Raw genomic sequence first — 21,144 nt, 5'->3', positions numbered from 1 at the left:
AAATATGGTTGTATTTTTGCCTGCAAATAGTATTATTTTTTTAATTTTATACTTATGAAAAAGTTATCATTAATAGGTTTTCTGGGACTAAGCTTTTTTGCTTTCTCTCAGAATGTAAAGCCGGCAGACGACAGAACTAAGGATGAAAAGGCATTGCTGGTAAAAACTGACCAATCTGAGCTCGAAGCTAAGAAGAAAGCTGCAGAAGAAAAGGCAAGGTTACCCAAACCTTATGATCCGACTGCTGATGCGGAAAAGGATATTCAAAATCTGATCGCCAGGGCAAAAAAAGAAAATAAAAATATAATGATTCAGGCGGGCGGAAACTGGTGCATATGGTGCCTGAGATTCAACCAGTTTGTGCAGACGACACCGGAACTGAAGAAGCTCGTTGATGCAAATTATGAGTATTATCACTTAAATTATTCGCCTGACAATAAAAATGAAAAGATTTTTGCCAAATATGGTAATCCCGGTGATAAATTCGGGTATCCAGTATTTATCGTTCTGGATAAAGATGGAAAGATGATCCATGTTCAGCAAAGCGACGTATTGGAAGAAGGAAAGGGCTACAGTCTGGAAAAAGTAAAAGAGTTTTTCAGGCAATGGACTCCAAAAAAAGTCATAAGTAAAACCGGGGCAGTTTTCCCGGTTTTTTAGTTTAAAAGTTTAATAACTTTCTTATCCATCCCAGCTTTTTCTCGGAATACGGCGGATATTTTATCTTTGGCTCACCCCAGGTGACTTTTTCCAGAATTGCTTTCTGATGTGAAAATGTATCAAAGCCAAATTTACCGTGATAATTTCCTATACCTGAATTTCCCACTCCTCCAAACGGTAGATTTTCATTGCCTAAATGCATTATTACTTCATTAATACAACCACCTCCGAAAGACAGTTTATTCTTAAAAACTTCTTTTTCTTCAGAATTATTGGTAAATAGATAAGCAGCAAGAGGTTTTTCCAGATCTGAAACCTGGTTTAAAGCAATATTAAAATTAGTAAATGAAATAACAGGCAAAATCGGCCCGAAAATTTCTTCCTGCATAACTTCATCTTCCCAATTAATATGAGTTAAAACAGTAGGCTCTATATAGAGTTTTTTGTGATTAAAGTTACCTCCGAAATAAATTTTATCTTTATTTATCAAGTGAGTTAGCCTTTCAAAATTCTTAGCATTGATAATTCTTGTATAATGTTCAGATTCTGGTTTATAATCAAATTCTTTGATATATTTTCTTAGCGTTTCCAGAAACTGTTCCTGTACCGATTCCTCAACAAGCAGATAATCCGGTGCTACACAGGTTTGACCGGCATTCAGGAATTTTCCCCAGACAATTCTCTTTGCTGCGATTTCCAGATTAGCATCTTTGGTAACAATGGCCGGAGATTTTCCACCAAGCTCTAACGTAACCGGAGTAAGGTTTTTTGAAGCTGCTTCATAAACAATCCTGCCAACCTTTGTACTTCCAGTAAAAAATATTTTATCAAATCTCAATTTTAAAAGCTCAGTGGTTTCATCTACGCCGCCTTCATAAGCATATAAATATTCCGGAGGAAAATTGTCGTTGATGATTTTAGTCATCACTTTCATTGTGCTTTCTGCAATCTCACTGGGTTTCACTACACAGCAGTTTCCGGCTGCGATTGCTGCTACAACAGGGGATAATGCAAGCTGGTAAGGATAATTCCAAGCTCCGATAACGAGAATATTCCCCAACGGTTCCGGGTGAATTCTGCTTTTCCCGATTTGATTGATAAGATTAGTTCTTACTTTTTTCGGTCTGGAAAGCGATTTCAGATTATTCAGATAATAATTGATGTCATTAATAATAAATGAAATTTCTGTAGTGAATGTATCAAATCTGGATTTACCAAAATCTTTCTCAATAGCTTCATATAAAAGATTTTCATTCTTGATAATAATCTCTTTCAGTTTTTCAAGATACATTCTCCGAAATTTAATATTTTTCGTCTGATGAGTTTTGAAAAATTCCTTTTGTTTTGATACGATGTCACTGATTTCCATAAAATAAATTTCCGAAACTAAAGCAAATAATTTGCCTAAGGTGAATTAAAGAATGATTAAATAGTTACTTTGAAAAAATAGATAAAAGAGACTGCTATAGAATGTAAAAAAACCATCTCGAAAGAGATGGTTTTGTATAATGAAAATTCTTTTCTGATTAAGCTTCTTCAGAAGGAGCTTCTTCTTTTTTAGCAGGAGCTGCTTTTGGAGCTTCTGCCGGAGCGTCAGATACGATGTCGAATTCGAAATTGTACTCAACATTTCTGTGTAATCTGATGTTTGCAGTCACTTTACCAGTTCTCTTGATCGTGTTTCCTGGGATTTTGATGTATTTTTTCTCTACAGATACTCCAGCTTTTTCAAGAGCAGCAGAAAGATCTGCATTGTTGATAGAACCGAATAATTTATCACCAGAACCTACTTTTGCAGGGATTGTAATAGAAGTTTTCTTCAATTGTTCAACTACAGCGTTTGCAGCAGAGATTAATTTAGCCTCTTCTTCTTTTCTAGCTTCTAAAGTAGCCTCTAAAGCTGCCTTATTTTTAGGTGTAGCTAAAAGTGCGTACCCTTGTGGGATTAAGAAGTTTCTTGCGTAACCAGGCTTTACACTTACTGTGTCAAATTCAAGACCTAAGTTTTCTACGTCTTTTTTTAGGATAATGTCCATTGTTGTTGTCCTTTTTTAGATGTTAGAAGTTAGAAAATCAGATGTTAGACATTCTGCCTTATAATCTGAAATCTATTATCTAAAATCAAGTTAGAATTAATTATTTATTCAGCAACAAAAAGCCAAAAGCTCAAAGCTAGTGGCTAATTGCAATTTTTTTATTTCAATAAGTCTGCTACGTATGGTAGTAACGCAAGGTGTCTTGCTCTTTTGATTGCAGCAGAAACTTTTCTTTGGTATTTTAAAGAAGTTCCTGTGTATCTTCTTGGTAAGATTTTACCTTGTTCGTTTACGAATTGTAATAAGAAATCAGCATCTTTGTAATCAACGTGCTTAATCCCATATTTTTTGAATCTACAATATTTCTTTTCAGATTTTGTATTGATATCAAGCGGAGTAAGAAATTTTACTTCAGATTCTCCTCCAGCTGAGGCTTGTTTAGCCATTTCGTCTATTGCCATGTCTTGTCTTTTTTAAAAAATAGGGTTAATAATTAAGCTTTAGCTGATTTTACTTTTGCTCTTCTTGTTACAGCGTAGTCAACAGCGTGTTTGTCTAGTTTTGTAGTAAGGTAACGGATTACTCTCTCGTCACGCTTGAATGCTAATTCTAAATCAGCAACTACAGAACCTTCACCTTTAAATTCGATTAAAGTGTAGAATCCGTTCTTTTTCAATTGGATTGGGTAAGCTAATTTTTTTAATCCCCAGTTTTCTTTAGCAACGATTTCGCAGTTCTTTTCTTTGATAAGATCTACATACTTGTTCACTGCTTCCTCCACCTGTGCATCAGATAGAACGGGAGTTAAAATGAAAACAGTTTCGTAATTGTTCATAATGTAAATAAATTTGTTAATTATTTCGAGGTGCAAAAGTATTTAAATTATTTGTAATATACAAGAGATTGTGGGAGTAAATCAATAATATTAGTAAAATAAAACCGATTAGTGTCAACAGATGAAATTATATCATTTCTAAGAATTGGACTAAGGTTTAAAATAAATCAAAAAAACCTCCGGAAATCCGAAGGTTTTGTATTTATATTGGAAAATTACTTATTACCAATTACTCATTACTTATATTTCAGTATTCAGATCCCAATTTTGAAGGTAATCGTGAACGTGTTTCAGCATCATTCCGCCTAAAGAACCGTCAACAACTCTGTGATCATAAGAATGAGACATGAACATTAAGTTTCTGATCGCAATTACATCACCGTCAGCAGTTTCAAGAACCGCAGGCTTTTTAACGATGGCTCCGATTGCCAATATTGCAACCTGAGGCTGAGGAATAATTGGTGTTCCCATAAGGTTTCCAAAGCTTCCGACGTTAGAAATGGTGTAAGTAGCCCCTTGAGTATCTTCGGGTCTTAATTTTTTGTTTCTTGCTCTGTAAGCTAAATCATTGATCGCTTTTGCCAATCCTGAAAGAGATAGCTGATCCGCATTTTTGATGACAGGAACAATAAGGTTTCCATCCGGTAAAGCAGTTGCCATACCAATGTTGATGTTTTTCTTTTTGATGATATTTTCACCGTTTATAGACACGTTGATCATCGGGAAATCTTGAATTGCTTTCACCACCGCCTTTACGAAAATCGGCATGAAAGTTAGTTTTTCACCTTCTCGTTTTTCGAAAACAGCTTTATTTTTATTTCTCCATTTTACGACGTTGGTAACGTCAGTTTCAATAAAAGAAGTAACGTGAGGAGCAATCTGTTTCGCTTTTACCATATTTTCAGCAATGATCTTTCTCATTCTGTCCATAGGAATGATCTCGTCACCCGCCGCTGCTGTGATAGTAGAAGCAGGAGCAGATGTTGCTGTCGTTTGTATTGCAGGAGCAGCCTGTTGTACCGGAGCCGCTTGTGGGGCCGGCTGGCTTCCTTTGTTTTTAACGTATGCTAAAATATCTTCTTTTGTAATTCTTCCTTCCAAACCGCTTCCTTTGATAGATTTCAGCTCAGTTTCAGAAATATTTTCCTGTTGTGCGATTGATTTTACAAGCGGAGAAAGATAAAGATCTCCCGAAAACTCGGTGGAAGCAGATACTTTTAACGGTTCTTCTATCGTTTTTAAAATTTCAGTATCCGGTGCAGGAGCTTGTGTTTCTACAGTTATTTCTTCGGAGGCAGGAATATTTCCTTCTCCTTCAATTTCTAAAATAGCAATAGCTTCGCCTACTTTTGCAACCTCGTCTTTCTGTTTTAAAATCTTTACGATTTTCCCCGAAACTGGTGTCGGAACGTCTGAATCTACTTTGTCAGTTGCAATCTCCACTACGGAATCATCTTCTTTTACAATATCGCCTTCGTTGAACAACCAAGTGATAATTGTCGCTTCCATAACACCTTCTCCCATGGAAGGAAGCAATAATTTGTACTCTGCCATTTTTAATTTTTAGATTTTGACAAATATATAAAAAAAATCGATTTTTTTATGAAATATTAAATTTTAGAAAAATTCAATGTAAATATTCTCTCCGACATTAAGACCGAACAGAGATTTTGCGCCATTTTTTCTGCTCCCTTTATAGATCGTTAGCTCCAAAAGCTGACTGTCATTGAAAATAGCTGCAGATTGCCCATGGAATTCCGTTTCTCTTTCCCAGTCAGAAACTACTTCTGTGTGGCTCTGGAATATTCTTGAAAGACTTAAATTTCTGAATTTTATAGTGAAATTTTCATATCCTTTACCTGAACTTTCAAAAAAATCTTTGCTGATATTTGATATTATATTTCCGAAATTATCAATATAGGTTACCTCGCCGATAATCATTTTTTCAGATTCATTAAAAACAGGTTTCGGGAACAGAAGCTGCTTGGCAGTATCGATTTTTCTTCCGATTACTTCGGGCAGTCCGCCATTGGCCAGGTGTACTGCTGCAGGCACAAAAACATCGGTTGATGTAAAATTTACAATATCGTCAAATCGGTTATTTAAAGTTATTTCGTAGATCGCTTCAGGTTTAATATCAAAAAAAATTAGGCTTAAAAGTCCATTGTCGGCAGCAATAAAGTAATGTCCGTCTGCTTTATACACAATATTTTTTCTTGATTTGTTGTGGAAACTGTCCACAGAAATTATATGAATTGTGCCTTTCGGAAAATGTTTATAGGCATTTCTGACAATGTACGATGTCTGCACAAGGTTGAAAGCCTGGATGCCATGAGTGATATCAATAATATTAACTTTCTGATTCAGAGAAAGAATACTGCCTTTCACAGCGGCAACTCTGTAATCCAAATTTCCGAAATCTGAAGTAAGTGTAATAATTGACATTGATTGTTTATAGAATAGTAGAAATGCAAATTTATTTAAAATAAAAAGAATGCCCGAAAGATTGTGGAAAAGAATTTGATTTAAATTTCCAAAAAAAAGTTTTACATTTAAGTTCTAAATTAATAAAAATACTGCATGTTTGAATTAACATATGATTTGGAGGATATCGATGCGAAAATCTTCTATGGAGTTAATAACCAATATTTCAATTTAATAAAATCTACTTTTCCTACCCTTAAAATCACTGGTAGAGACCATTATATCTTTGCGATGGGAAATCAGGAGGCGCTTGATATTTTTAAACTAAAACTGGATGACATTGTAAAATTTATCTCAAAAAATAATTCTATTGATCTTAAAGATGTTGAAAATATTCTCAATATTAAAGATGAACATGAAAAACAGCTTGTCTTTGATCAGGATATCATCGTAAAAGGGGTAAATGGTAAAATCATTAAAGCCAAAACCACGAATCTTAAAAAACTGGTTAAAGAAACTGAGAAAAAAGATATGGTTTTCGCAATCGGGCCTGCGGGAACGGGTAAAACGTACACCAGTGTGGCTCTTGCGGCGAGAGCTTTGAGAGATAAAGCTGTAAAAAGAATTGTTTTGACGAGACCTGCCGTAGAAGCAGGGGAGAGTCTTGGATTTTTGCCGGGTGACCTTAAAGAAAAGCTGGATCCGTATTTGCAGCCGTTATATGATGCGCTACGCGATATGATTCCTCATGAGAAGCTGGAAGGATTCATTGAAAAGAAAGTGATTGAAGTAGCGCCGTTGGCGTTCATGAGAGGAAGGACACTGGATGATGCTTTTGTTATTCTGGATGAAGCGCAGAACACCACGCATTCTCAGATGAAAATGTTTCTGACCAGAATGGGTATGAATGCTAAGTTTATCATAACAGGAGATCCGAGCCAGGTCGATCTTCCGCCCAAACAGCAATCCGGTCTGAAAGAAGCCATGAGGATTTTGAAAGATGTGAAAGAAATAGGATTTGTACACCTTAATGAAGAAGATGTTGTAAGGCATCCTGTGGTCAAAAAGATCATTCTGGCGTACAACGATGAGGAAAAAAAGCATAGAAATGATTAAGAATATATCTTATAAGTATATTATAATACAGGAAGTTATACTATCCTGTATTTTTTTTAATATAAAATAAAACTCACAGTTGTTTGAATTTTGAAAAAAAAGTTTATTTTTGCCAGCGAACTACTTAAAAAACTTTTATATCATGAAGAAATTTTTACTTCTGGCATCAGTTGCCATCATGGGAATGAGCGTGAATGCTCAGGAATTCAGATTCGGACCTAAAGCAGGATTCGCTATGTCAACTCTTAAAATTGATGAAAAACAGGACGATTTAGGAAAAAGAAGTATGGATCCTAAATATACGTTTTATATCGGAGGTATGGCAGAATATAAGATCAATGATAATTTTGGTTTTCAGGCGGAAGTTTTGTACTCTCCACTTGGAGGAAAAGAGAAAATTGATGGTGTAAATGCAGGACTTCTTTACGTAGGGGAGCAAACTAAGGTTAATTTGGGAACTCTTTTGGTCCCGATTTCTGCAAAATATTTCATAACGGAAAATTTTTCGGTTGCTGCGGGTGCCAACTTCGGAATTATTCTTACAGCAAAACAAAAAACTGTAATCGGTTCAGACTTTATGGATATGGAGATAGAGGGTGAGAATGGTGAAGTGGATATTAAAGATGACATCAAGAAATTAAATATTGCTCCATTTGTAGGCGTAGAATATATGTTGGAAAACGGACTATTCTTTGATGCAAGATACAGTTTGGGAGTTTCTAACCTTTCTAACGACGGAAGTGGTGGTAAAATTACCAACAGTTTTGCTCAGATTGGTGTAGGCTTCAAATTCGGAGGAAACTAAGAATTTTATTTTTCAAAAAAATCAAAGCGGTACAAAATTTGTTCCGCTTTTTTTGTGGTTTTCAGATACCACATTTTCGTGAATAACAATTCGGATAATTTAACTATTTAAACTATTTAAAAATGAAAAAATTATTATTACTGGGTGCTTTTGCACTTTTAGGTGGTGTTGCGCAGGCGCAGGAGGGTTTCAGGCTTGGTGGGCATATTGGTGCTCCACTTGGTGATGCAGCTGATGCGGCTAGTGTAACTTTAGGCATTGATGCTGCTTATATGTGGAACATCACTAAAGGGCTGGATATCGGTGCAACTACAGGATATTCTCATTTTTTTGGAAAAGACAACGTAGATGATTTTGGTTTTGTGCCTATTGCAGTTTCCGGAAAATATACATTTAACAAGCTTCCTCTTTTCGTAGGATTGGATCTGGGAGCAGCTATTTCCACAAGAAATTATATTAACAGCGGATTGTATGTGGCTCCAAGGGTAGGATATCAGATGAAAAATGTAGAACTTTATCTTGGGTTCCAGAATATTGGCAGCAAATATAAGGATCATTACTGGCGCGGTGACGACCGATTTAATTTCGGGGCGATCAACTTTGGGGCAAATTTCTTCCTTAAGTAAAATTTTTAAAAATCAATCATATTCAACTCCAATTGAAAAATTGGAGTTTTTTTATTCAAAAAATTGTGAAAAAATCAAAGCCTATATTTTAATAAACATTATTCCCGGAAAATGCTAATATTAGTCAATGATATTAATCACATTAACAAATTTTAATATTCAGAGGTACCACTGTAAATTTGCCGCCAGAAAGTATTAAATTTTTAATAAAATGAAAAAAGTATTATTAGCAGGTGCTGTTGCACTTTTCGGATTATCTAATGCTCAGATCGCTAAAGGAACTACTTATTTATCAGGACAGGTAGGTTATTCTTCAACTCAGAATAACAATACTGATGCTAAAGTAGAAGATTTTACAATTGTACCTACTGTTGGATATTTCGTAGGAAATAATGTTGCTGTTGGTTTAGGTGTAGGTTATGCAAACAGCTCCACAACTTCAACAAGTGCGTTAACGAATGTTGAAACTAAACTTTCAACTGATGCAATTGTAGTAGCTCCTTTCGTAAGAAAATACTGGACTGTAGGAGAAAAGTTCTATATCTTCGGACAATTGGAAGTTCCAATGGCATTTGGTAAAGATAAAGCTGAATACAGTGGTACTGCTTCTCAGTTCAATACTGAATCTAAATTCACTTCAATCGGTGTAAACGTAAAACCAGGGTTAGATTATTTCTTAAACAAAAACTGGTCTATCGAAGCTACGATCGGAGAATTCGGATACAACAACTTCAAATACAAAGATCTTGATAAAAGCACTGACAACTTCAACTTTGGATTAAACTTATCTTCAGTTACTTTCGGTGTTAAATATGTTTTTGCTAAATAATGAACAAAACATACAAAGATAAAGTCCTAAGTTTTTGCTTAGGACTTTTCCACTTTTAACTATTGTAATTAAAACCATGAAAAAAATATTGCTTGCAACTGCTGTCGCATTTTTCGGGCTTTCTAATGCCCAGATTAAAACAGGTACCGTTTATCTATCAGGACAGGTAGGTTATTCTCAGGAAAAAGATAACAATACAGATAGTAAAGATCAGAACTTCAGTGTTGTGCCAACTGTCGGTATTTTTATTGCTCCTAATTTGGCTGTCGGTACAGGAATCGGTTATACCGGAAGCAGAGCAGATCATAAAGATATTACTAATATCGGATCTGGTATTGAAACGGTGCAAACAATCATTAAAACAAATGCTTTTACAGCACAACCATTCATCAGAAAATACTGGACGCTTTCAGATAAATTATATATTTTCGGACAGCTTGAAGTTCCCATTGAAATTGGAAAACGTACGGCAGATTTACAATTAAATTATTTTGATATTAATGGATACACATATTTTCAGAGTATGTCTATCGAACAGAAATATACTTCTTTTGGTGTAAATGTGAAGCCGGGATTAGATTATTTTATCAATAAAAACTGGACGATTGAGGCTACAATTGGAGAGTTTGGTTATAAAAACACAAAAATTAAAGATCAGGATAACGGAACTGATACATTCAATTTTGGACTTAATTTATCTTCGGTGATGTTCGGAGTAAAATATGTTTTTGCTAAATAATTAATAATAAACTTTTATAAATAAAAAATCATGAAAAAACTATTACTAGCAGGTGCTGTTGCACTTTTTGGATTATCAAATGCCCAAATGACTAAAGGTGACTGGGTAATCAGTGGAGATACCGGAGTAGGTTTCAACAACGTTACAACTACAGTTAAAGTTGGAGATCAGTCTGTAGACGGACCTAAAGTAAACACATTCTCTGTTTCTCCTTCAGTAGGGTATTTCGTTATCGACAGATTAGCTGTAGGTATCGAACTTGGATACATCAACGCTACAACGAAGTATGAAGGCCTTAAATCTAAAACAAGCAGCTTCTCTGTAATGCCAACTGCTACTTATTATTTTACGAATTCTAGCAAATTGGTTCCTTTCTTAGGTGCAGGAATCGGGTATGCTTCTGTAAAAAACAGCGGAGAAACTAATTTCATGGGTATGATTGCATCAAATGAAACAACTACTGATGGTCTTGCATGGAAAGTAAAAGGAGGGGTAACTTATATGGCTACTCAGTCTTTAGGGCTTAACCTGGGAGTTTCTTATGACCAATTCTCTAATAAAGAAACGATCATGAACACAGATGTAAAAACAAATGTGAAAACTTTCGGAGTAAACGTAGGTTTCTCTTATTTCATCAAAGGAAAAGCTCAAAAATCTGATAAATAATTAATTTTATTTAAGATAAAAACGAAAAAAATCCGACTCAATACTGAGTCGGATTTTATATTTAATTTAATAAGAACATGGTCTTTAGAACCATTCTTTTTGATTCTGAACATAGGTTCTGTCGAAATCCTCATCTGATTTTGTAAGATAAATAATGCCTTCAATCAAACCGATAAGTCCTCCAACGGTACCGCAGGTTACAAGACTTAGAATTAACTGAATAATTCCAGTTTTAGTATATCCTAAATAAAATTTATGAATGGCTAGTCCACCCAAAAGAATAGCGAGGATACCGGCTGCTACTTTTTTCTCTGATTTGTAAGGTTGATTGTAATTTCCTTGTTTTTCGTAAACTTCCATAGTAATATTTTTTTAATTGTTTTTGGTGTGTTTATTTACCGAACATTCCGCCCATTCCCGGCATATTTGGCATTTTGCTCATCATCTGCATCATTTGTTTACCCTGAGGCCCCTGCATCATTTTCATCATTTTTCCCATCTGGTCAAACTGCTTCATCAATTGATTTACATCTTCAATTTTTCTTCCTGCTCCTTTGGCAATTCTGTTTTTTCTCTGAGTATTGATGATGGAGGGTCTTCTTCTTTCTTCAGGAGTCATTGAATAAATGATCGCTTCGATATGTTTGAATGCATCATCGCTGATTTCCACATCTTTGATCGCTTTTCCAACTCCCGGGATCATCCCCATTAGATCCTTCATATTACCCATCTTTTTGATCTGGTTGATCTGCTTTAAGAAATCATCAAAACCAAATTCGTTTTTAGCAATCTTCTTATGAAGTTTTTTGGCTTCCTCTTCGTCAAATTGTTCCTGAGCTCTTTCTACCAGGGAAACAACGTCTCCCATTCCCAGGATTCTGTCTGCCATCCTTTCCGGGTAGAAAACGTCTAAAGCTTCCATTTTCTCACCGGTAGAAATGAATTTGATAGGTTTTTCTACTACCGAACGAATGGTTAAAGCAGCTCCACCACGGGTATCGCCGTCTAATTTAGTTAAAACCACCCCATCAAAATTTAAAGCATCATTAAACGCTTTTGCTGTATTTACAGCATCCTGACCCGTCATTGAGTCAACAACGAATAATGTTTCGTTTGGTTTAATGGTAGAATGAACCGTTTTGATCTCATTCATCATCTGCTCGTCAATCGCCAGACGACCTGCGGTATCCACAATGACGATATCGTGACCATTAGATTTAGCAAAATTAATCGCGTTTTCAGCAATCGTAGAAGGATTTGTAGAACCTTCTTCGGTGAAAACGGGAACTCCAATTTGTCCGCCTAATACTTTAAGCTGATCAATCGCGGCCGGACGATAAACGTCACATGCCACCAAAAGAGGTTTTTTATTTCTTTTTGTTTGTAAATAATTAGCTAATTTTCCTGAAAATGTAGTCTTACCGGAACCCTGAAGACCTGCAATAAGAATTACAGAAGGTTTTCCTGAAAGGTTGATTCCTTCCTGGGAGCCTCCCATTAAATCTACCAATTCATCATGAACGATTTTCGTCATCAGCTGTCCCGGAGTAAGCGATGTAAGAACGTCTTGTCCTAAAGCTTTATCCTGAACTCTTTTGGTAAGATCTTTTGCAACTTTATAATTAACATCGGCATCCACCAATGCTCTACGAATTTCTTTTACGGTTTCCGCAACATTGATTTCCGTGATTTTTCCACGTCCTGAAATATTATGAAGCGCTTTGTCTAATTTATCCTGTAAACTGTTAAACATATTTATTGTAAATTATAGGTTTGCAAAAATAAGGAAATTTTTAGTATATATTATATATTAAGAATAGAGATTTTTGATACTTCAAAATTATAATTCTATTTTTGCCAGATGAATTTTATGGATAGTTTGATTGTTATATTGCTGATCTTTATATTAAATGTTTTTGTATTCACACTATTTAAGAGATATATTCACGGTAAAGCAAATGCAGCAATGAAGTTCTTATCACTTAATATATCAAAAGATATTATCTGGCTTATAATTTCTTTAATGATAATTGATAAAACAAAAGAAAATTTTCTATTAATAGTGATATGTTTTATAGTCGCATCACTCTTTATATATATACCTATAATAAAACTCATTAATAAATCCTGATTTTTTTGATGATAAAAATCAATTTTTAGTATTGGTAAAGTTTAATAAAATCGATATATTTGCACACGATTAAAAAAAGAGATATGAATAGAAAGATTTCTTCATTGTTTTTCGCATTTTTACTTGTGTTTGTGAGCAGTTTAGCTATTGCTCAGCATGCTTCTAATGGCGAAGAGCCGGCAGAAAAGATAGAGCAGAAAGAAGGTTTTAATGCTACGAAAATGATCATGGAACACATCGGTGATTCAAATGAATGGCACTTATGGACTACAAAAGATGACAGTGGTGAAGAGCATCATGTTTCTGTTCCGTTGCCTGTTATTATTAAGGATAATGAGGGGTGGCACACTTTTCTTTCTAAAAGTATCGCTCATGGCCACGAACATGACGGATATACTTTAGAAGACGGACAGGTAGTTTCTACTAAAGGTATTCAGAAAGCAACTTTGTTTTCAATCATCAGCGGAAAGCAAAAAGCAAATGAAGTTTTCTTTGATCTTTCAATTACTAAGAATGCAGCATCAATGTTTCTGTCAGTAATTTTTATGGCATTTATTTTCATAGGAATGGCAAGAAACTATAAAAAATCTCAGTTACCAAAAGGCGCAGGGAAATTATTGGAACCTGTGATTGTATTCATAAGAGATGAAGTGGCAATTCCAAATATCGGATCTGTTAAATACAAAAGATATATGCCTTATTTATTAACAGCATTTTTCTTTATCTGGTTTAATAACTTATTCGGATTAATTCCTTTCTTTCCTTTTGGAGCAAACCTTACAGGTAATATCGCGATTACGGCTGTTTTGGCAATCATAACTTTATTAATTACACTATTCAGTGCCAATAAAGATTACTGGAAACACATCTTTATGCCACCAGTACCAATTCTGTTGTATCCTATCATGGTTCCAATTGAGATTATCGGGATTTTTACAAAGCCTTTTGCTTTAATGATGCGACTTTTCGCTAACGTTACAGCGGGGCACATTATGATCTTGGCGATTATTTCGTTAATCTTCATTTTCAAGTCTCCATTCTTAGGATTTGCGTCTGTGCCTTTAGCATTATTTGTTTCCGTATTGGAATTATTAGTAGCAGCATTGCAAGCGTATATCTTTACTGTATTATCTGCTTTGTTTATCGGTATCGCAGTAGCAGAACACGAGCATGAGCATGGACATGAAGAACACGCTCACTAATTAAAAGAAAATATTAAAAAAATAATTTTTAACTAATATAATTTATTTATTATGGATTTATCAACTGGAGCAGGATTAATTTACGTAGGTATCGGTTTAGCAGTACTAGGAGTAGGTCTTGGTATCGGAAAAATCGGAGGTCATGCAATGGACGCTATCGCTAGACAGCCTGAGCAAGCTGGTAAGATTCAAGGAGCAATGCTTATTGCTGCTGGTCTTATCGAAGGAGCTGGTCTTATCGCGATTATCTTTGGTGCTTTCATCAAGTAATTATCCTCACAAAAAGCATTCTTAGCAGTAAAGCGGTTGGCTGCTGCTAAGAATTTTAAAAAATCCATAAAATAACACTAAAAAAGAAATCTACAGATATGGGAATTATAGAACCTGGAATTGGACTTTTGTTTTGGATGACCCTTACTTTTGTTATCCTATTATTTCTTCTAGCTAAATTCGCTTGGAAACCGATTGTTAATGCGATTAACGACAGAGAAACTTCTATTGTTGATGCTCTTAACCAGGCTACATTGGCAAGAAAAGAAATGGAAACTTTAAAAGAGGATAACGAAAGAATCATTCGTGAAGCAAAAATCGAAAGAGATGCTATCCTTAAAGAGGCAAGAGAAATTAAAGATAGAATCGTAGGTGAGGCTAAAGATGTGGCTAAAGCTGAAGGTGATAAATTAATCGAAGCCGCTAAACAAACGATCAATGCTGAGAAAAATGCTGCAATGGCAGATATCAAAACTCAGATTGGTGCTTTATCAGTAAACATCGCAGAATCTATTCTTAAGCAAAAGCTTGATAACAGCGAGGCTCAGAATGAATTAGTTCAAAATTATTTAAACAAATCAAATCTTAACTAATAATGCTTACATCTAAAGTAGCTAAAAGATACGCACAAGGTTTACTTGATTTCACAAACGAATCAGGGCAGACGGCTACTGTATTTTCTGAAATGAAAGATGTAGTGAAGATCATGAAAGAGTCTGCGGACCTAAACAAATTCTTCATGACTCCCTACATCGATTCTAAAAAGAAAGTAGAAGTAGCAAATGAGATTTTCAAAGGTTTATCAGTTTCTTCAAAGAATTTGATCACCTTGGTTATCAGACACGGAAGAGAAAAACAACTGAAGAATATTGCTCAGGAATTCATCAATAAAGTTGAAGATATCAACGGAGTACAACGAGTGACTCTTACGATAGCTACTCAGCTTTCCAATGAAAATATCGAACAGATCCTGAAATCTACCGATTTGGTAAATAATTCAAATTTTGATTTAGCAGTAAATGTAAAGCCTGAAATTTTAGGTGGATACATTTTAAGAGTTGGCGATCAGCAGGTAGATGCATCGGTAAGATCGAAATTGAACCATGTGAAAAAAGATTTTCAATTAAATTAAAGAAAAAACAACCATACAATGGCAGAAATAAATCCGGCAGAAGTATCTGCGATCTTAAAACAGCAATTGGCCAACTTCGATACTCAATCAAACGTTGAGGAAGTAGGTACAGTTTTAACCATCGGTGATGGTATTGCTCGTGTATACGGGTTAGAAAACGTACAATACGGAGAGTTGGTGAAATTTTCTAGTGATGTAGAAGGTATTGTACTAAACCTTGAAGAAGACAACGTGGGGGTTGCTCTACTTGGTGAAAGTAAATTAGTAAGAGAAGGAGATACCGTAAAAAGAACAAACAGAATCTCTTCTATTAAAGTAGGAGAAGGAATGTTAGGAAGAGTAGTGGATACTCTTGGTAACCCTATCGATGGTAAAGGTCCTATCGCAGGAGATTTATACGAAATGCCATTGGAAAGAAAAGCTCCCGGAGTAATTTTCAGACAGCCGGTAACTGAGCCTTTACAGACAGGTATTGTTGCGATCGACTCTATGATTCCTGTAGGAAGAGGGCAGAGAGAGCTGATCATCGGTGACAGACAGACAGGTAAAACTACTGTTGCGATCGATACGATCATCAACCAAAAAGAATTCTTTGAAGCAGGTAATCCTGTATATTGTATATATGTTGCTATCGGACAAAAAGCGTCTACTGTAGCGCAAATCGTCAAAACATTATCAGATAAAGGAGCTTTAGCTTATACAGTAATTGTTGCGGCTAATGCATCAGATCCGGTTCCAATGCAGGTATATTCTGCAATGGCAGGTGCTGCGATCGGTGAGTTCTTCAGAGATTCCGGTAGACCGGCATTGATCGTTTATGATGATTTATCTAAACAAGCGGTTGCTTACCGTGAGCTTTCTCTACTTTTGAGAAGACCACCGGGCCGTGAAGCTTATCCTGGAGACGTTTTCTATCTTCACTCAAGATTACTGGAAAGAGCTGCGAAAGTTATCGCTGATGACCAAATCGCTAGCCAGATGAACGATTTACCTGAGTCTTTAAGACCAATCGTAAAAGGTGGTGGTTCATTAACTGCTCTTCCAATTATCGAAACACAGGCGGGTGACGTTTCTGCGTATATTCCAACAAACGTAATCTCTATTACAGACGGACAGATCTTCCTGGAGTCTGATCTATTCAACTCAGGGGTCCGTCCTGCGATTAACGTAGGTATCTCTGTATCGAGAGTTGGAGGTAATGCGCAGATCAAATCAATGAAAAAAGTTTCTGGTACACTTAAATTAGACCAGGCTCAATATAAAGAATTAGAGGCGTTTGCTAAGTTCGGTTCTGACCTTGATGCTGCTACACTAGCGGTAATTTCTAAAGGAGAAAGAAACGTGGAAATCCTTAAGCAGCCGGTAAACTCTCCACTTCCTGTAGACAGCCAGGTGGCGATGATCTACGCCGGAACAGAGAATTTATTGAGAAATGTTCCTATCAGAAAAGTAAAAGAATTCCAGATCGAGTACATCGAGTTCCTAAGATCTAAGCATCCTGATACAATGGCTGCTATCAAAGCTGGAAAAATCGATGATTCAATCACTGGTGTTCTTAAGCAGGCAGCTAATGATTTAGCTTCTAAATATAACTAAAAATTAGTTGATGGTTTTTGGTTGATAGTTGACAGAATTTTCTAAAACTAGCAACCAACAACCGACAACCAACAACTAACCCAATATGGCAAACTTAAAAGAAATACGAGGTAGAATTACGTCAATTTCATCTACGATGCAGATTACACGTGCTATGAAAATGGTTTCCGCTGCGAAACTGAAAAAAGCACAAGACGCTATCGTAATGTTAAGACCTTATTCTGAAAAATTACAGGAGCTTATCCAGAATGTAAATTCCAGCTCAGATCCTGATCAGATTTCTGTTTATGCTCAGAAAAGAGAAGTGAAAAGAGTTCTTTTCATTGCTGTTACTTCAAACAGAGGTTTGGCAGGTGCTTTCAACTCTTCTATTGTAAAAGAGCTTAATCTACAGTTTCAGCATAATTCTCAATATGAAATTGAGGTTCTTCCTGTTGGTAAAAAGGCTTTTGATGCTGTAAGAAGAAATCGTACAGTGTACACTAATGCAAGCTCTGTGTATGATAACCTGAACTTTGATGTGGTGGCAAACGTTACAGAAGGAGTAATGACGAGCTTCAGAGAAGGTAAGTTTGATGAAGTTTACCTTATTTACAATAAATTCGTTAATGCAGCGACTCAGGAAGTTACTACAGAGCAGCTTCTTCCGATCTCTATGCCTGAAACGAGCGAACCTCAAACAGAGACAGACTATATTTTTGAACCAAACAGAACGGAAATTCTTGATAATCTGATTCCTAAATCAATAAAAACACAGGTTTTCAAAGCTGTTCTGGATTCTGTGGCATCAGAGCACGGTGCAAGAATGACCGCAATGCATAAAGCAACTGACAATGCTGAAGCTTTGAGAAATGATCTGAAGATCTTCTACAACAAAGCAAGACAGGCTGCTATTACGAACGAAATCCTTGAAATCGTTTCAGGAGCAGAAGCCTTGAAAAATTCTTAAATAAGTATTTTCTACAATATTAAAGCATCGTATATACCACGATGCTTTTTTTGTTATTTTTATTTTGTATATATTTGTATCAATAAATTATATACAACTTCTAAATGGACTCGGACATAGTCAGGCTTTTGCTAGCCTTATTACTTGTTTTACTTAATGGCTTTTTCGTAGCCGCAGAATTTTCAATCGTTAAAGTTCGTTATTCACAAATCCAAATAAAAGCTGCAGAAGGAAATTCTATGGCAAAGCAGGCGGAGCATATCATCAAACATCTTGATGAATACCTGTCTGCAACACAGCTAGGTATTACTTTGGCTTCTCTTGCCCTAGGTTGGGTAGGAGAAAGTGCATTGCATCATATTGTTGAAAATATTTTCAGTTCACTTAATATTAATCTTACTGAAACTACGGTTACCTCAATTTCCGTAATTACAAGTTTTGTTTTAATTACTATTATGCATATTGTTTTCGGAGAACTTATTCCGAAGTCGATTGCAATCAGAAAATCAGAGGCTACCACGATGGCAACTGCCATTCCGCTGAGGGTTTTTTATACTGTTTTTAAACCTTTTATATGGTTGATGAATTTAATGTCTAATACATTTTTAAGATTGGTAAAAATTCATCCGGCTTCAGAACATGAGATTCACTCTACGGAAGAGCTTCAGCTTTTGGTAAAACAAAGTGCAGACAGCGGCGAAATTGAGGAAGAAAACTACGAAATCATCAAAAATGCATTTGATTTTACGGATCATTCTGCCAAACAGATCATGGTTCCCCGACAAAATATTACATCTATCGATTTTGAAGAAGATGTCAATGAAATTATCAACAAAATCATGGATAGCGGATATTCCAGAATTCCGGTATATGTAGATTCTATTGATAACGTTATCGGTATTCTTTATACCAAGGAGATCATCAGAGAATTTGTTAAAAGGAAAGGAGAGCTGAGTCATGAAGATCTAAAAGAACTAATGCGTGATGCATTTTTTGTTGTAGGAAGTAAAAAAATATCAGACCTCCTGAAAATTTTCCAACAGAAAAAACAGCACCTAGCGATTGTCATAGACGAATTTGGAGGGACAGAAGGAATTATTACTCTTGAAGATATTCTTGAAGAGCTGGTAGGTGAGATTCAGGATGAAGAAGATGACGAGGAGAAAGTCGTAGATAAGATTGCTGAGAATACCTTTTGGGTTCAGGCGACTCAGCCTTTAGACGAAATTAATGAGTTTATCCCTAAAAAACTGCCTCTTTCAGAAGAGAGCGAGTATAATACGTTGGCAGGTTTCATTCTTCATGCCTTAGAAGATATTCCGGAAGAAAATCAGGAGTTTGACCTTGATAACTATCATTTTAAAATATTAAAAATGAATAATAAAAGTGTTGAACTTGTTGAGCTTGTATATGAAGCACCAAACAATATCAATGATTTGGCAGAAAAAATAGGAGAGGTTTAATTTTTAAACAAATTATAATGATTTTTTATAACAGTATAAAAGATTACGACGATCCGAAACGTAAATATGAAGAAGAGGTTCTTGTGCTCGACGATACGGATGAAGTTTATAAATTGGTTTTACATAATGATGATGTTCATACCTTCGACTATGTGATCGATTGCCTTATAGAAATCTGTAAACATACGCTGGAACAGGCAGAGCAATGTACGATATTAGTTCATTTTAAAGGTAAATGCACCGTGAAAACGGGTTCTTTGGATATTCTGAAGCCGATGCACGAAAAACTGCTTTCAAGAGAATTAACAAGCGAAATAGTATAAATTATCCGGTATCACTACCGGATTTTTTTGTAATAACTTAAGACGAAATGGAAATTATATTGATAGGCTGGAAGTTTTCCTTGCTGAAAATAGAGTAAATATTATCAAATTCAAGTTAAGCTCAAAAGAATAATTTTAAAATCTTCATAATCAGCCAAATCTGCTTGAGACCTAATTTCAGATAAATTAAGCCTTTTCGTCTTTCACCATAAAAAACGTCTATCTTCCTTCATCCTTCTTCCAGCTTTTAAATAAAATAGTATATTTGTAACAACTATAAAGAAACAAAAAAGAATGCTTGTAATAGGAATTGCAGGAGGTACAGGATCCGGCAAAACTACGGTTGTTGACAAGATTATACAACAGCTTGATATTGAAGGAATGAATATCCTTTCCCAGGATAATTATTATCATGATAATCATAATCTTACGTTGGTGGAAAGAGAAGCTTTAAATTATGATCATCCGAAATCCATCGATTTTGATTTATTGATAAAACACGTAAAAGCGTTAAAGAATAATGAACCTATCGAGCAGCCGATTTACAGCTTTGTTACCCATTCAAGAACCGGTGACCATGTTACAGTGGAACCTAAAAATGTATTGGTGGTAGAGGGAATTTTAGTTCTCACCAACAAAGAACTTTTAAAGGAATTTGATCTTAAAGTTTTTGTACATGCAGATTCGGACGAGAGACTTATAAGAAGAATACGTAGAGACACACAGGAAAGAGGAAGGGATCTGAATGAAGTATTACACCGCTATCAGACAACTTTGAAACCTATGCACCAGGAATTTATTGAGCCTTCAAAAAATGAAGCAGATCTTATCATTCCGAATATGAAGCAAAATTCCGTAGCGATTGATTTTTTAACAACTGTCATTAAAAACTCTTTGAGAAAACATTAAAATGAAAGAAAACAAATTGATCAGAGATATTCAGCCAAAGTCTGAGACGTTAAAATTTATTCAGAAATATATTTTGAATAAATATACGATTACGATATGTCTGTTTCTGGTCTGGATGATTTTTTTTGATAAAACATCGTTTTTGGTAATTAATGAGCTGAATGGTGAAATTAATAAATATGAAGAACAACTTCAGTATTATAAAACCGAATATGAAAAAAATGATGCTTTTTATAAAAAGCTGATGAACAACAAATCTGAAAAAGAAAAATACGCAAGAGAAAATTATTTTATGAAAAAGCCAAATGAAGAAATTTTTATTCTTGTAGTAGACAGTACAAAAGTCGCGAAAAAATAATTCTAAAAAGTTAAATGTCAATGGTGAATTTGCTTTGCAAGTGAATATAAACGGATAAGCAGAGTGAATTGGCAA

25 protein-coding genes are annotated in these 21,144 nt (G+C 35.3%); 17 read left to right on the top strand and 8 right to left on the bottom strand.

What is annotated here, in order from left to right; all coding sequences use genetic code 11:
• The first annotated feature begins 54 nt into the window (after positions 1 to 54).
• Complete coding sequence (locus AAHI02_RS03895; RefSeq protein WP_346985524.1) at positions 55 to 660, top strand: thioredoxin family protein; 606 nt, start codon at positions 55 to 57, stop codon at positions 658 to 660.
• Position 661: 1 nt separating this feature from the next.
• Here AAHI02_RS03895 and AAHI02_RS03890 read toward each other — a convergent pair whose 3' ends face one another.
• The 6 genes from AAHI02_RS03890 to AAHI02_RS03865 all read right to left on the bottom strand — a co-directional run bounded on the left by AAHI02_RS03890 (position 662) and on the right by AAHI02_RS03865 (position 5,976).
• Positions 662 to 2,029, bottom strand: a complete 1,368-nt coding sequence (locus tag AAHI02_RS03890; protein WP_346985523.1) for an aldehyde dehydrogenase — start codon at positions 2,027 to 2,029, stop codon at positions 662 to 664.
• Positions 2,030 to 2,186: 157 nt separating this feature from the next.
• Entirely contained in the window at positions 2,187 to 2,696 is a 510-nt protein-coding gene (rplI, locus tag AAHI02_RS03885) for a 50S ribosomal protein L9 (RefSeq protein WP_346985522.1), read from the bottom strand.
• Between the two features lie 158 nt (positions 2,697 to 2,854).
• Entirely contained in the window at positions 2,855 to 3,157 is a 303-nt protein-coding gene (gene rpsR, locus AAHI02_RS03880; RefSeq protein ID WP_002979091.1) for a 30S ribosomal protein S18, read from the bottom strand.
• Between the two features lie 32 nt (positions 3,158 to 3,189).
• On the bottom strand, positions 3,190 to 3,531 hold the full coding sequence (rpsF, locus tag AAHI02_RS03875; protein WP_042723026.1) for a 30S ribosomal protein S6: 342 nt from the start codon (positions 3,529 to 3,531) through the stop codon (positions 3,190 to 3,192).
• 240 nt (positions 3,532 to 3,771) lie between these two features.
• Positions 3,772 to 5,085 carry a dihydrolipoamide acetyltransferase family protein gene (locus AAHI02_RS03870; protein ID WP_346985521.1) on the bottom strand — a complete coding sequence of 438 codons (1,314 nt, stop codon included), beginning with the start codon at positions 5,083 to 5,085 and terminating at the stop codon, positions 3,772 to 3,774.
• Between the two features lie 63 nt (positions 5,086 to 5,148).
• Positions 5,149 to 5,976, bottom strand: coding sequence for an SAM-dependent chlorinase/fluorinase (locus AAHI02_RS03865; protein ID WP_346985520.1), 828 nt, complete (start codon positions 5,974 to 5,976; stop codon positions 5,149 to 5,151).
• 135 nt (positions 5,977 to 6,111) lie between these two features.
• On the opposite strand from AAHI02_RS03865, the gene AAHI02_RS03860 reads away from it, so the two are divergent.
• The 6 genes from AAHI02_RS03860 to AAHI02_RS03835 all read left to right on the top strand — a co-directional run bounded on the left by AAHI02_RS03860 (position 6,112) and on the right by AAHI02_RS03835 (position 10,736).
• On the top strand, positions 6,112 to 7,071 hold the full coding sequence (locus AAHI02_RS03860) for a PhoH family protein (protein WP_346985519.1): 960 nt from the start codon (positions 6,112 to 6,114) through the stop codon (positions 7,069 to 7,071).
• Positions 7,072 to 7,213: 142 nt separating this feature from the next.
• Entirely contained in the window at positions 7,214 to 7,876 is a 663-nt protein-coding gene (locus tag AAHI02_RS03855; protein ID WP_346985518.1) for a porin family protein, read from the top strand.
• A 122-nt stretch (positions 7,877 to 7,998) separates the two neighbouring features.
• Positions 7,999 to 8,502, top strand: coding sequence for a hypothetical protein (locus tag AAHI02_RS03850; protein ID WP_346985517.1), 504 nt, complete (start codon positions 7,999 to 8,001; stop codon positions 8,500 to 8,502).
• A 211-nt stretch (positions 8,503 to 8,713) separates the two neighbouring features.
• Positions 8,714 to 9,331, top strand: coding sequence for an outer membrane beta-barrel protein (locus AAHI02_RS03845; protein WP_346985516.1), 618 nt, complete (start codon positions 8,714 to 8,716; stop codon positions 9,329 to 9,331).
• A gap of 76 nt (positions 9,332 to 9,407) precedes the next feature.
• Positions 9,408 to 10,070 carry an outer membrane beta-barrel protein gene (locus AAHI02_RS03840; protein WP_346985515.1) on the top strand — a complete coding sequence of 221 codons (663 nt, stop codon included), beginning with the start codon at positions 9,408 to 9,410 and terminating at the stop codon, positions 10,068 to 10,070.
• Positions 10,071 to 10,100: 30 nt separating this feature from the next.
• The gene (locus AAHI02_RS03835; protein ID WP_346985514.1) at positions 10,101 to 10,736 is read left to right on the top strand and encodes an OmpW family outer membrane protein; all 636 of its coding nucleotides are present in this window, start codon (positions 10,101 to 10,103) and stop codon (positions 10,734 to 10,736) included.
• 84 nt (positions 10,737 to 10,820) lie between these two features.
• On the opposite strand, the gene AAHI02_RS03830 is transcribed toward AAHI02_RS03835, so the two are convergent.
• Positions 10,821 to 11,096, bottom strand: coding sequence for a TM2 domain-containing protein (locus tag AAHI02_RS03830; protein ID WP_346985513.1), 276 nt, complete (start codon positions 11,094 to 11,096; stop codon positions 10,821 to 10,823).
• Positions 11,097 to 11,127: 31 nt separating this feature from the next.
• Positions 11,128 to 12,489, bottom strand: a complete 1,362-nt coding sequence (ffh, locus tag AAHI02_RS03825) for a signal recognition particle protein (protein WP_346985512.1) — start codon at positions 12,487 to 12,489, stop codon at positions 11,128 to 11,130.
• A 461-nt stretch (positions 12,490 to 12,950) separates the two neighbouring features.
• Between ffh and atpB the strand changes: the two genes are divergently transcribed.
• The 10 genes from atpB (at position 12,951) to AAHI02_RS03775 (ending at position 21,069) form a co-directional block, all read left to right on the top strand.
• Positions 12,951 to 14,069 (top strand): F0F1 ATP synthase subunit A, encoded by a 1,119-nt coding sequence (gene atpB, locus AAHI02_RS03820; protein ID WP_346985511.1) that lies wholly within the window; start codon positions 12,951 to 12,953, stop codon positions 14,067 to 14,069.
• 51 nt (positions 14,070 to 14,120) lie between these two features.
• On the top strand, positions 14,121 to 14,339 hold the full coding sequence (locus AAHI02_RS03815; RefSeq protein WP_007844726.1) for an ATP synthase F0 subunit C: 219 nt from the start codon (positions 14,121 to 14,123) through the stop codon (positions 14,337 to 14,339).
• A 98-nt stretch (positions 14,340 to 14,437) separates the two neighbouring features.
• The gene (locus tag AAHI02_RS03810) at positions 14,438 to 14,932 is read left to right on the top strand and encodes a F0F1 ATP synthase subunit B (protein ID WP_346985510.1); all 495 of its coding nucleotides are present in this window, start codon (positions 14,438 to 14,440) and stop codon (positions 14,930 to 14,932) included.
• A 2-nt stretch (positions 14,933 to 14,934) separates the two neighbouring features.
• Positions 14,935 to 15,471, top strand: coding sequence for an ATP synthase F1 subunit delta (atpH, locus tag AAHI02_RS03805; protein WP_346985509.1), 537 nt, complete (start codon positions 14,935 to 14,937; stop codon positions 15,469 to 15,471).
• An 18-nt stretch (positions 15,472 to 15,489) separates the two neighbouring features.
• Positions 15,490 to 17,067 (top strand): F0F1 ATP synthase subunit alpha, encoded by a 1,578-nt coding sequence (gene atpA / locus AAHI02_RS03800; RefSeq protein ID WP_346985508.1) that lies wholly within the window; start codon positions 15,490 to 15,492, stop codon positions 17,065 to 17,067.
• 85 nt (positions 17,068 to 17,152) lie between these two features.
• Complete coding sequence (gene atpG, locus AAHI02_RS03795) at positions 17,153 to 18,016, top strand: ATP synthase F1 subunit gamma (protein ID WP_346985507.1); 864 nt, start codon at positions 17,153 to 17,155, stop codon at positions 18,014 to 18,016.
• A gap of 104 nt (positions 18,017 to 18,120) precedes the next feature.
• Positions 18,121 to 19,479 carry a hemolysin family protein gene (locus tag AAHI02_RS03790; RefSeq protein ID WP_346985506.1) on the top strand — a complete coding sequence of 453 codons (1,359 nt, stop codon included), beginning with the start codon at positions 18,121 to 18,123 and terminating at the stop codon, positions 19,477 to 19,479.
• A gap of 17 nt (positions 19,480 to 19,496) precedes the next feature.
• Positions 19,497 to 19,802: an ATP-dependent Clp protease adaptor ClpS gene (locus tag AAHI02_RS03785; RefSeq protein ID WP_042720934.1), complete on the top strand. Its 306-nt coding sequence runs from the start codon at positions 19,497 to 19,499 to the stop codon at positions 19,800 to 19,802.
• A 294-nt stretch (positions 19,803 to 20,096) separates the two neighbouring features.
• Entirely contained in the window at positions 20,097 to 20,711 is a 615-nt protein-coding gene (udk, locus tag AAHI02_RS03780) for a uridine kinase (protein WP_042720935.1), read from the top strand.
• 1 nt (position 20,712) lies between these two features.
• Positions 20,713 to 21,069 carry a septum formation initiator family protein gene (locus AAHI02_RS03775; protein ID WP_346985505.1) on the top strand — a complete coding sequence of 119 codons (357 nt, stop codon included), beginning with the start codon at positions 20,713 to 20,715 and terminating at the stop codon, positions 21,067 to 21,069.
• Positions 21,070 to 21,144: the final 75 nt, after the last annotated feature.

This window comes from Chryseobacterium sp. POE27 (assembly GCF_039727685.1).
Classification (GTDB): Bacteria; Bacteroidota; Bacteroidia; order Flavobacteriales; family Weeksellaceae; genus Chryseobacterium.
This window is presented reverse-complemented; position numbering and strand designations above follow the sequence as displayed.

Excerpts from the sequence above, each read along its gene's own strand:
- AAHI02_RS03865 (WP_346985520.1), bottom strand. The coding sequence starts at position 5,976 with ATGTCAATTATTACACTTACTTCAGATTTCGGAAATTTGGATTACAGA.
- AAHI02_RS03895 (WP_346985524.1), top strand. The coding sequence starts at position 55 with ATGAAAAAGTTATCATTAATAGGTTTTCTGGGACTAAGCTTTTTTGCT.
- AAHI02_RS03840 (WP_346985515.1), top strand. The coding sequence starts at position 9,408 with ATGAAAAAAATATTGCTTGCAACTGCTGTCGCATTTTTCGGGCTTTCT.
- rpsF (WP_042723026.1), bottom strand. The coding sequence starts at position 3,531 with ATGAACAATTACGAAACTGTTTTCATTTTAACTCCCGTTCTATCTGAT.
- rpsR (WP_002979091.1), bottom strand. The coding sequence starts at position 3,157 with ATGGCAATAGACGAAATGGCTAAACAAGCCTCAGCTGGAGGAGAATCT.
- atpA (WP_346985508.1), top strand. The coding sequence starts at position 15,490 with ATGGCAGAAATAAATCCGGCAGAAGTATCTGCGATCTTAAAACAGCAA.
- atpG (WP_346985507.1), top strand. The coding sequence starts at position 17,153 with ATGGCAAACTTAAAAGAAATACGAGGTAGAATTACGTCAATTTCATCT.
- udk (WP_042720935.1), top strand. The coding sequence starts at position 20,097 with ATGCTTGTAATAGGAATTGCAGGAGGTACAGGATCCGGCAAAACTACG.
- ffh (WP_346985512.1), bottom strand. The coding sequence starts at position 12,489 with ATGTTTAACAGTTTACAGGATAAATTAGACAAAGCGCTTCATAATATT.
- rplI (WP_346985522.1), bottom strand. The coding sequence starts at position 2,696 with ATGGACATTATCCTAAAAAAAGACGTAGAAAACTTAGGTCTTGAATTT.
- AAHI02_RS03850 (WP_346985517.1), top strand. The coding sequence starts at position 7,999 with ATGAAAAAATTATTATTACTGGGTGCTTTTGCACTTTTAGGTGGTGTT.
- AAHI02_RS03830 (WP_346985513.1), bottom strand. The coding sequence starts at position 11,096 with ATGGAAGTTTACGAAAAACAAGGAAATTACAATCAACCTTACAAATCA.
- AAHI02_RS03860 (WP_346985519.1), top strand. The coding sequence starts at position 6,112 with ATGTTTGAATTAACATATGATTTGGAGGATATCGATGCGAAAATCTTC.
- AAHI02_RS03835 (WP_346985514.1), top strand. The coding sequence starts at position 10,101 with ATGAAAAAACTATTACTAGCAGGTGCTGTTGCACTTTTTGGATTATCA.
- AAHI02_RS03785 (WP_042720934.1), top strand. The coding sequence starts at position 19,497 with ATGATTTTTTATAACAGTATAAAAGATTACGACGATCCGAAACGTAAA.
- AAHI02_RS03890 (WP_346985523.1), bottom strand. The coding sequence starts at position 2,029 with ATGGAAATCAGTGACATCGTATCAAAACAAAAGGAATTTTTCAAAACT.
- AAHI02_RS03870 (WP_346985521.1), bottom strand. The coding sequence starts at position 5,085 with ATGGCAGAGTACAAATTATTGCTTCCTTCCATGGGAGAAGGTGTTATG.
- AAHI02_RS03775 (WP_346985505.1), top strand. The coding sequence starts at position 20,713 with ATGAAAGAAAACAAATTGATCAGAGATATTCAGCCAAAGTCTGAGACG.
- AAHI02_RS03790 (WP_346985506.1), top strand. The coding sequence starts at position 18,121 with ATGGACTCGGACATAGTCAGGCTTTTGCTAGCCTTATTACTTGTTTTA.
- atpB (WP_346985511.1), top strand. The coding sequence starts at position 12,951 with ATGAATAGAAAGATTTCTTCATTGTTTTTCGCATTTTTACTTGTGTTT.
- AAHI02_RS03810 (WP_346985510.1), top strand. The coding sequence starts at position 14,438 with ATGGGAATTATAGAACCTGGAATTGGACTTTTGTTTTGGATGACCCTT.
- AAHI02_RS03855 (WP_346985518.1), top strand. The coding sequence starts at position 7,214 with ATGAAGAAATTTTTACTTCTGGCATCAGTTGCCATCATGGGAATGAGC.
- AAHI02_RS03815 (WP_007844726.1), top strand. The coding sequence starts at position 14,121 with ATGGATTTATCAACTGGAGCAGGATTAATTTACGTAGGTATCGGTTTA.
- atpH (WP_346985509.1), top strand. The coding sequence starts at position 14,935 with ATGCTTACATCTAAAGTAGCTAAAAGATACGCACAAGGTTTACTTGAT.
- AAHI02_RS03845 (WP_346985516.1), top strand. The coding sequence starts at position 8,714 with ATGAAAAAAGTATTATTAGCAGGTGCTGTTGCACTTTTCGGATTATCT.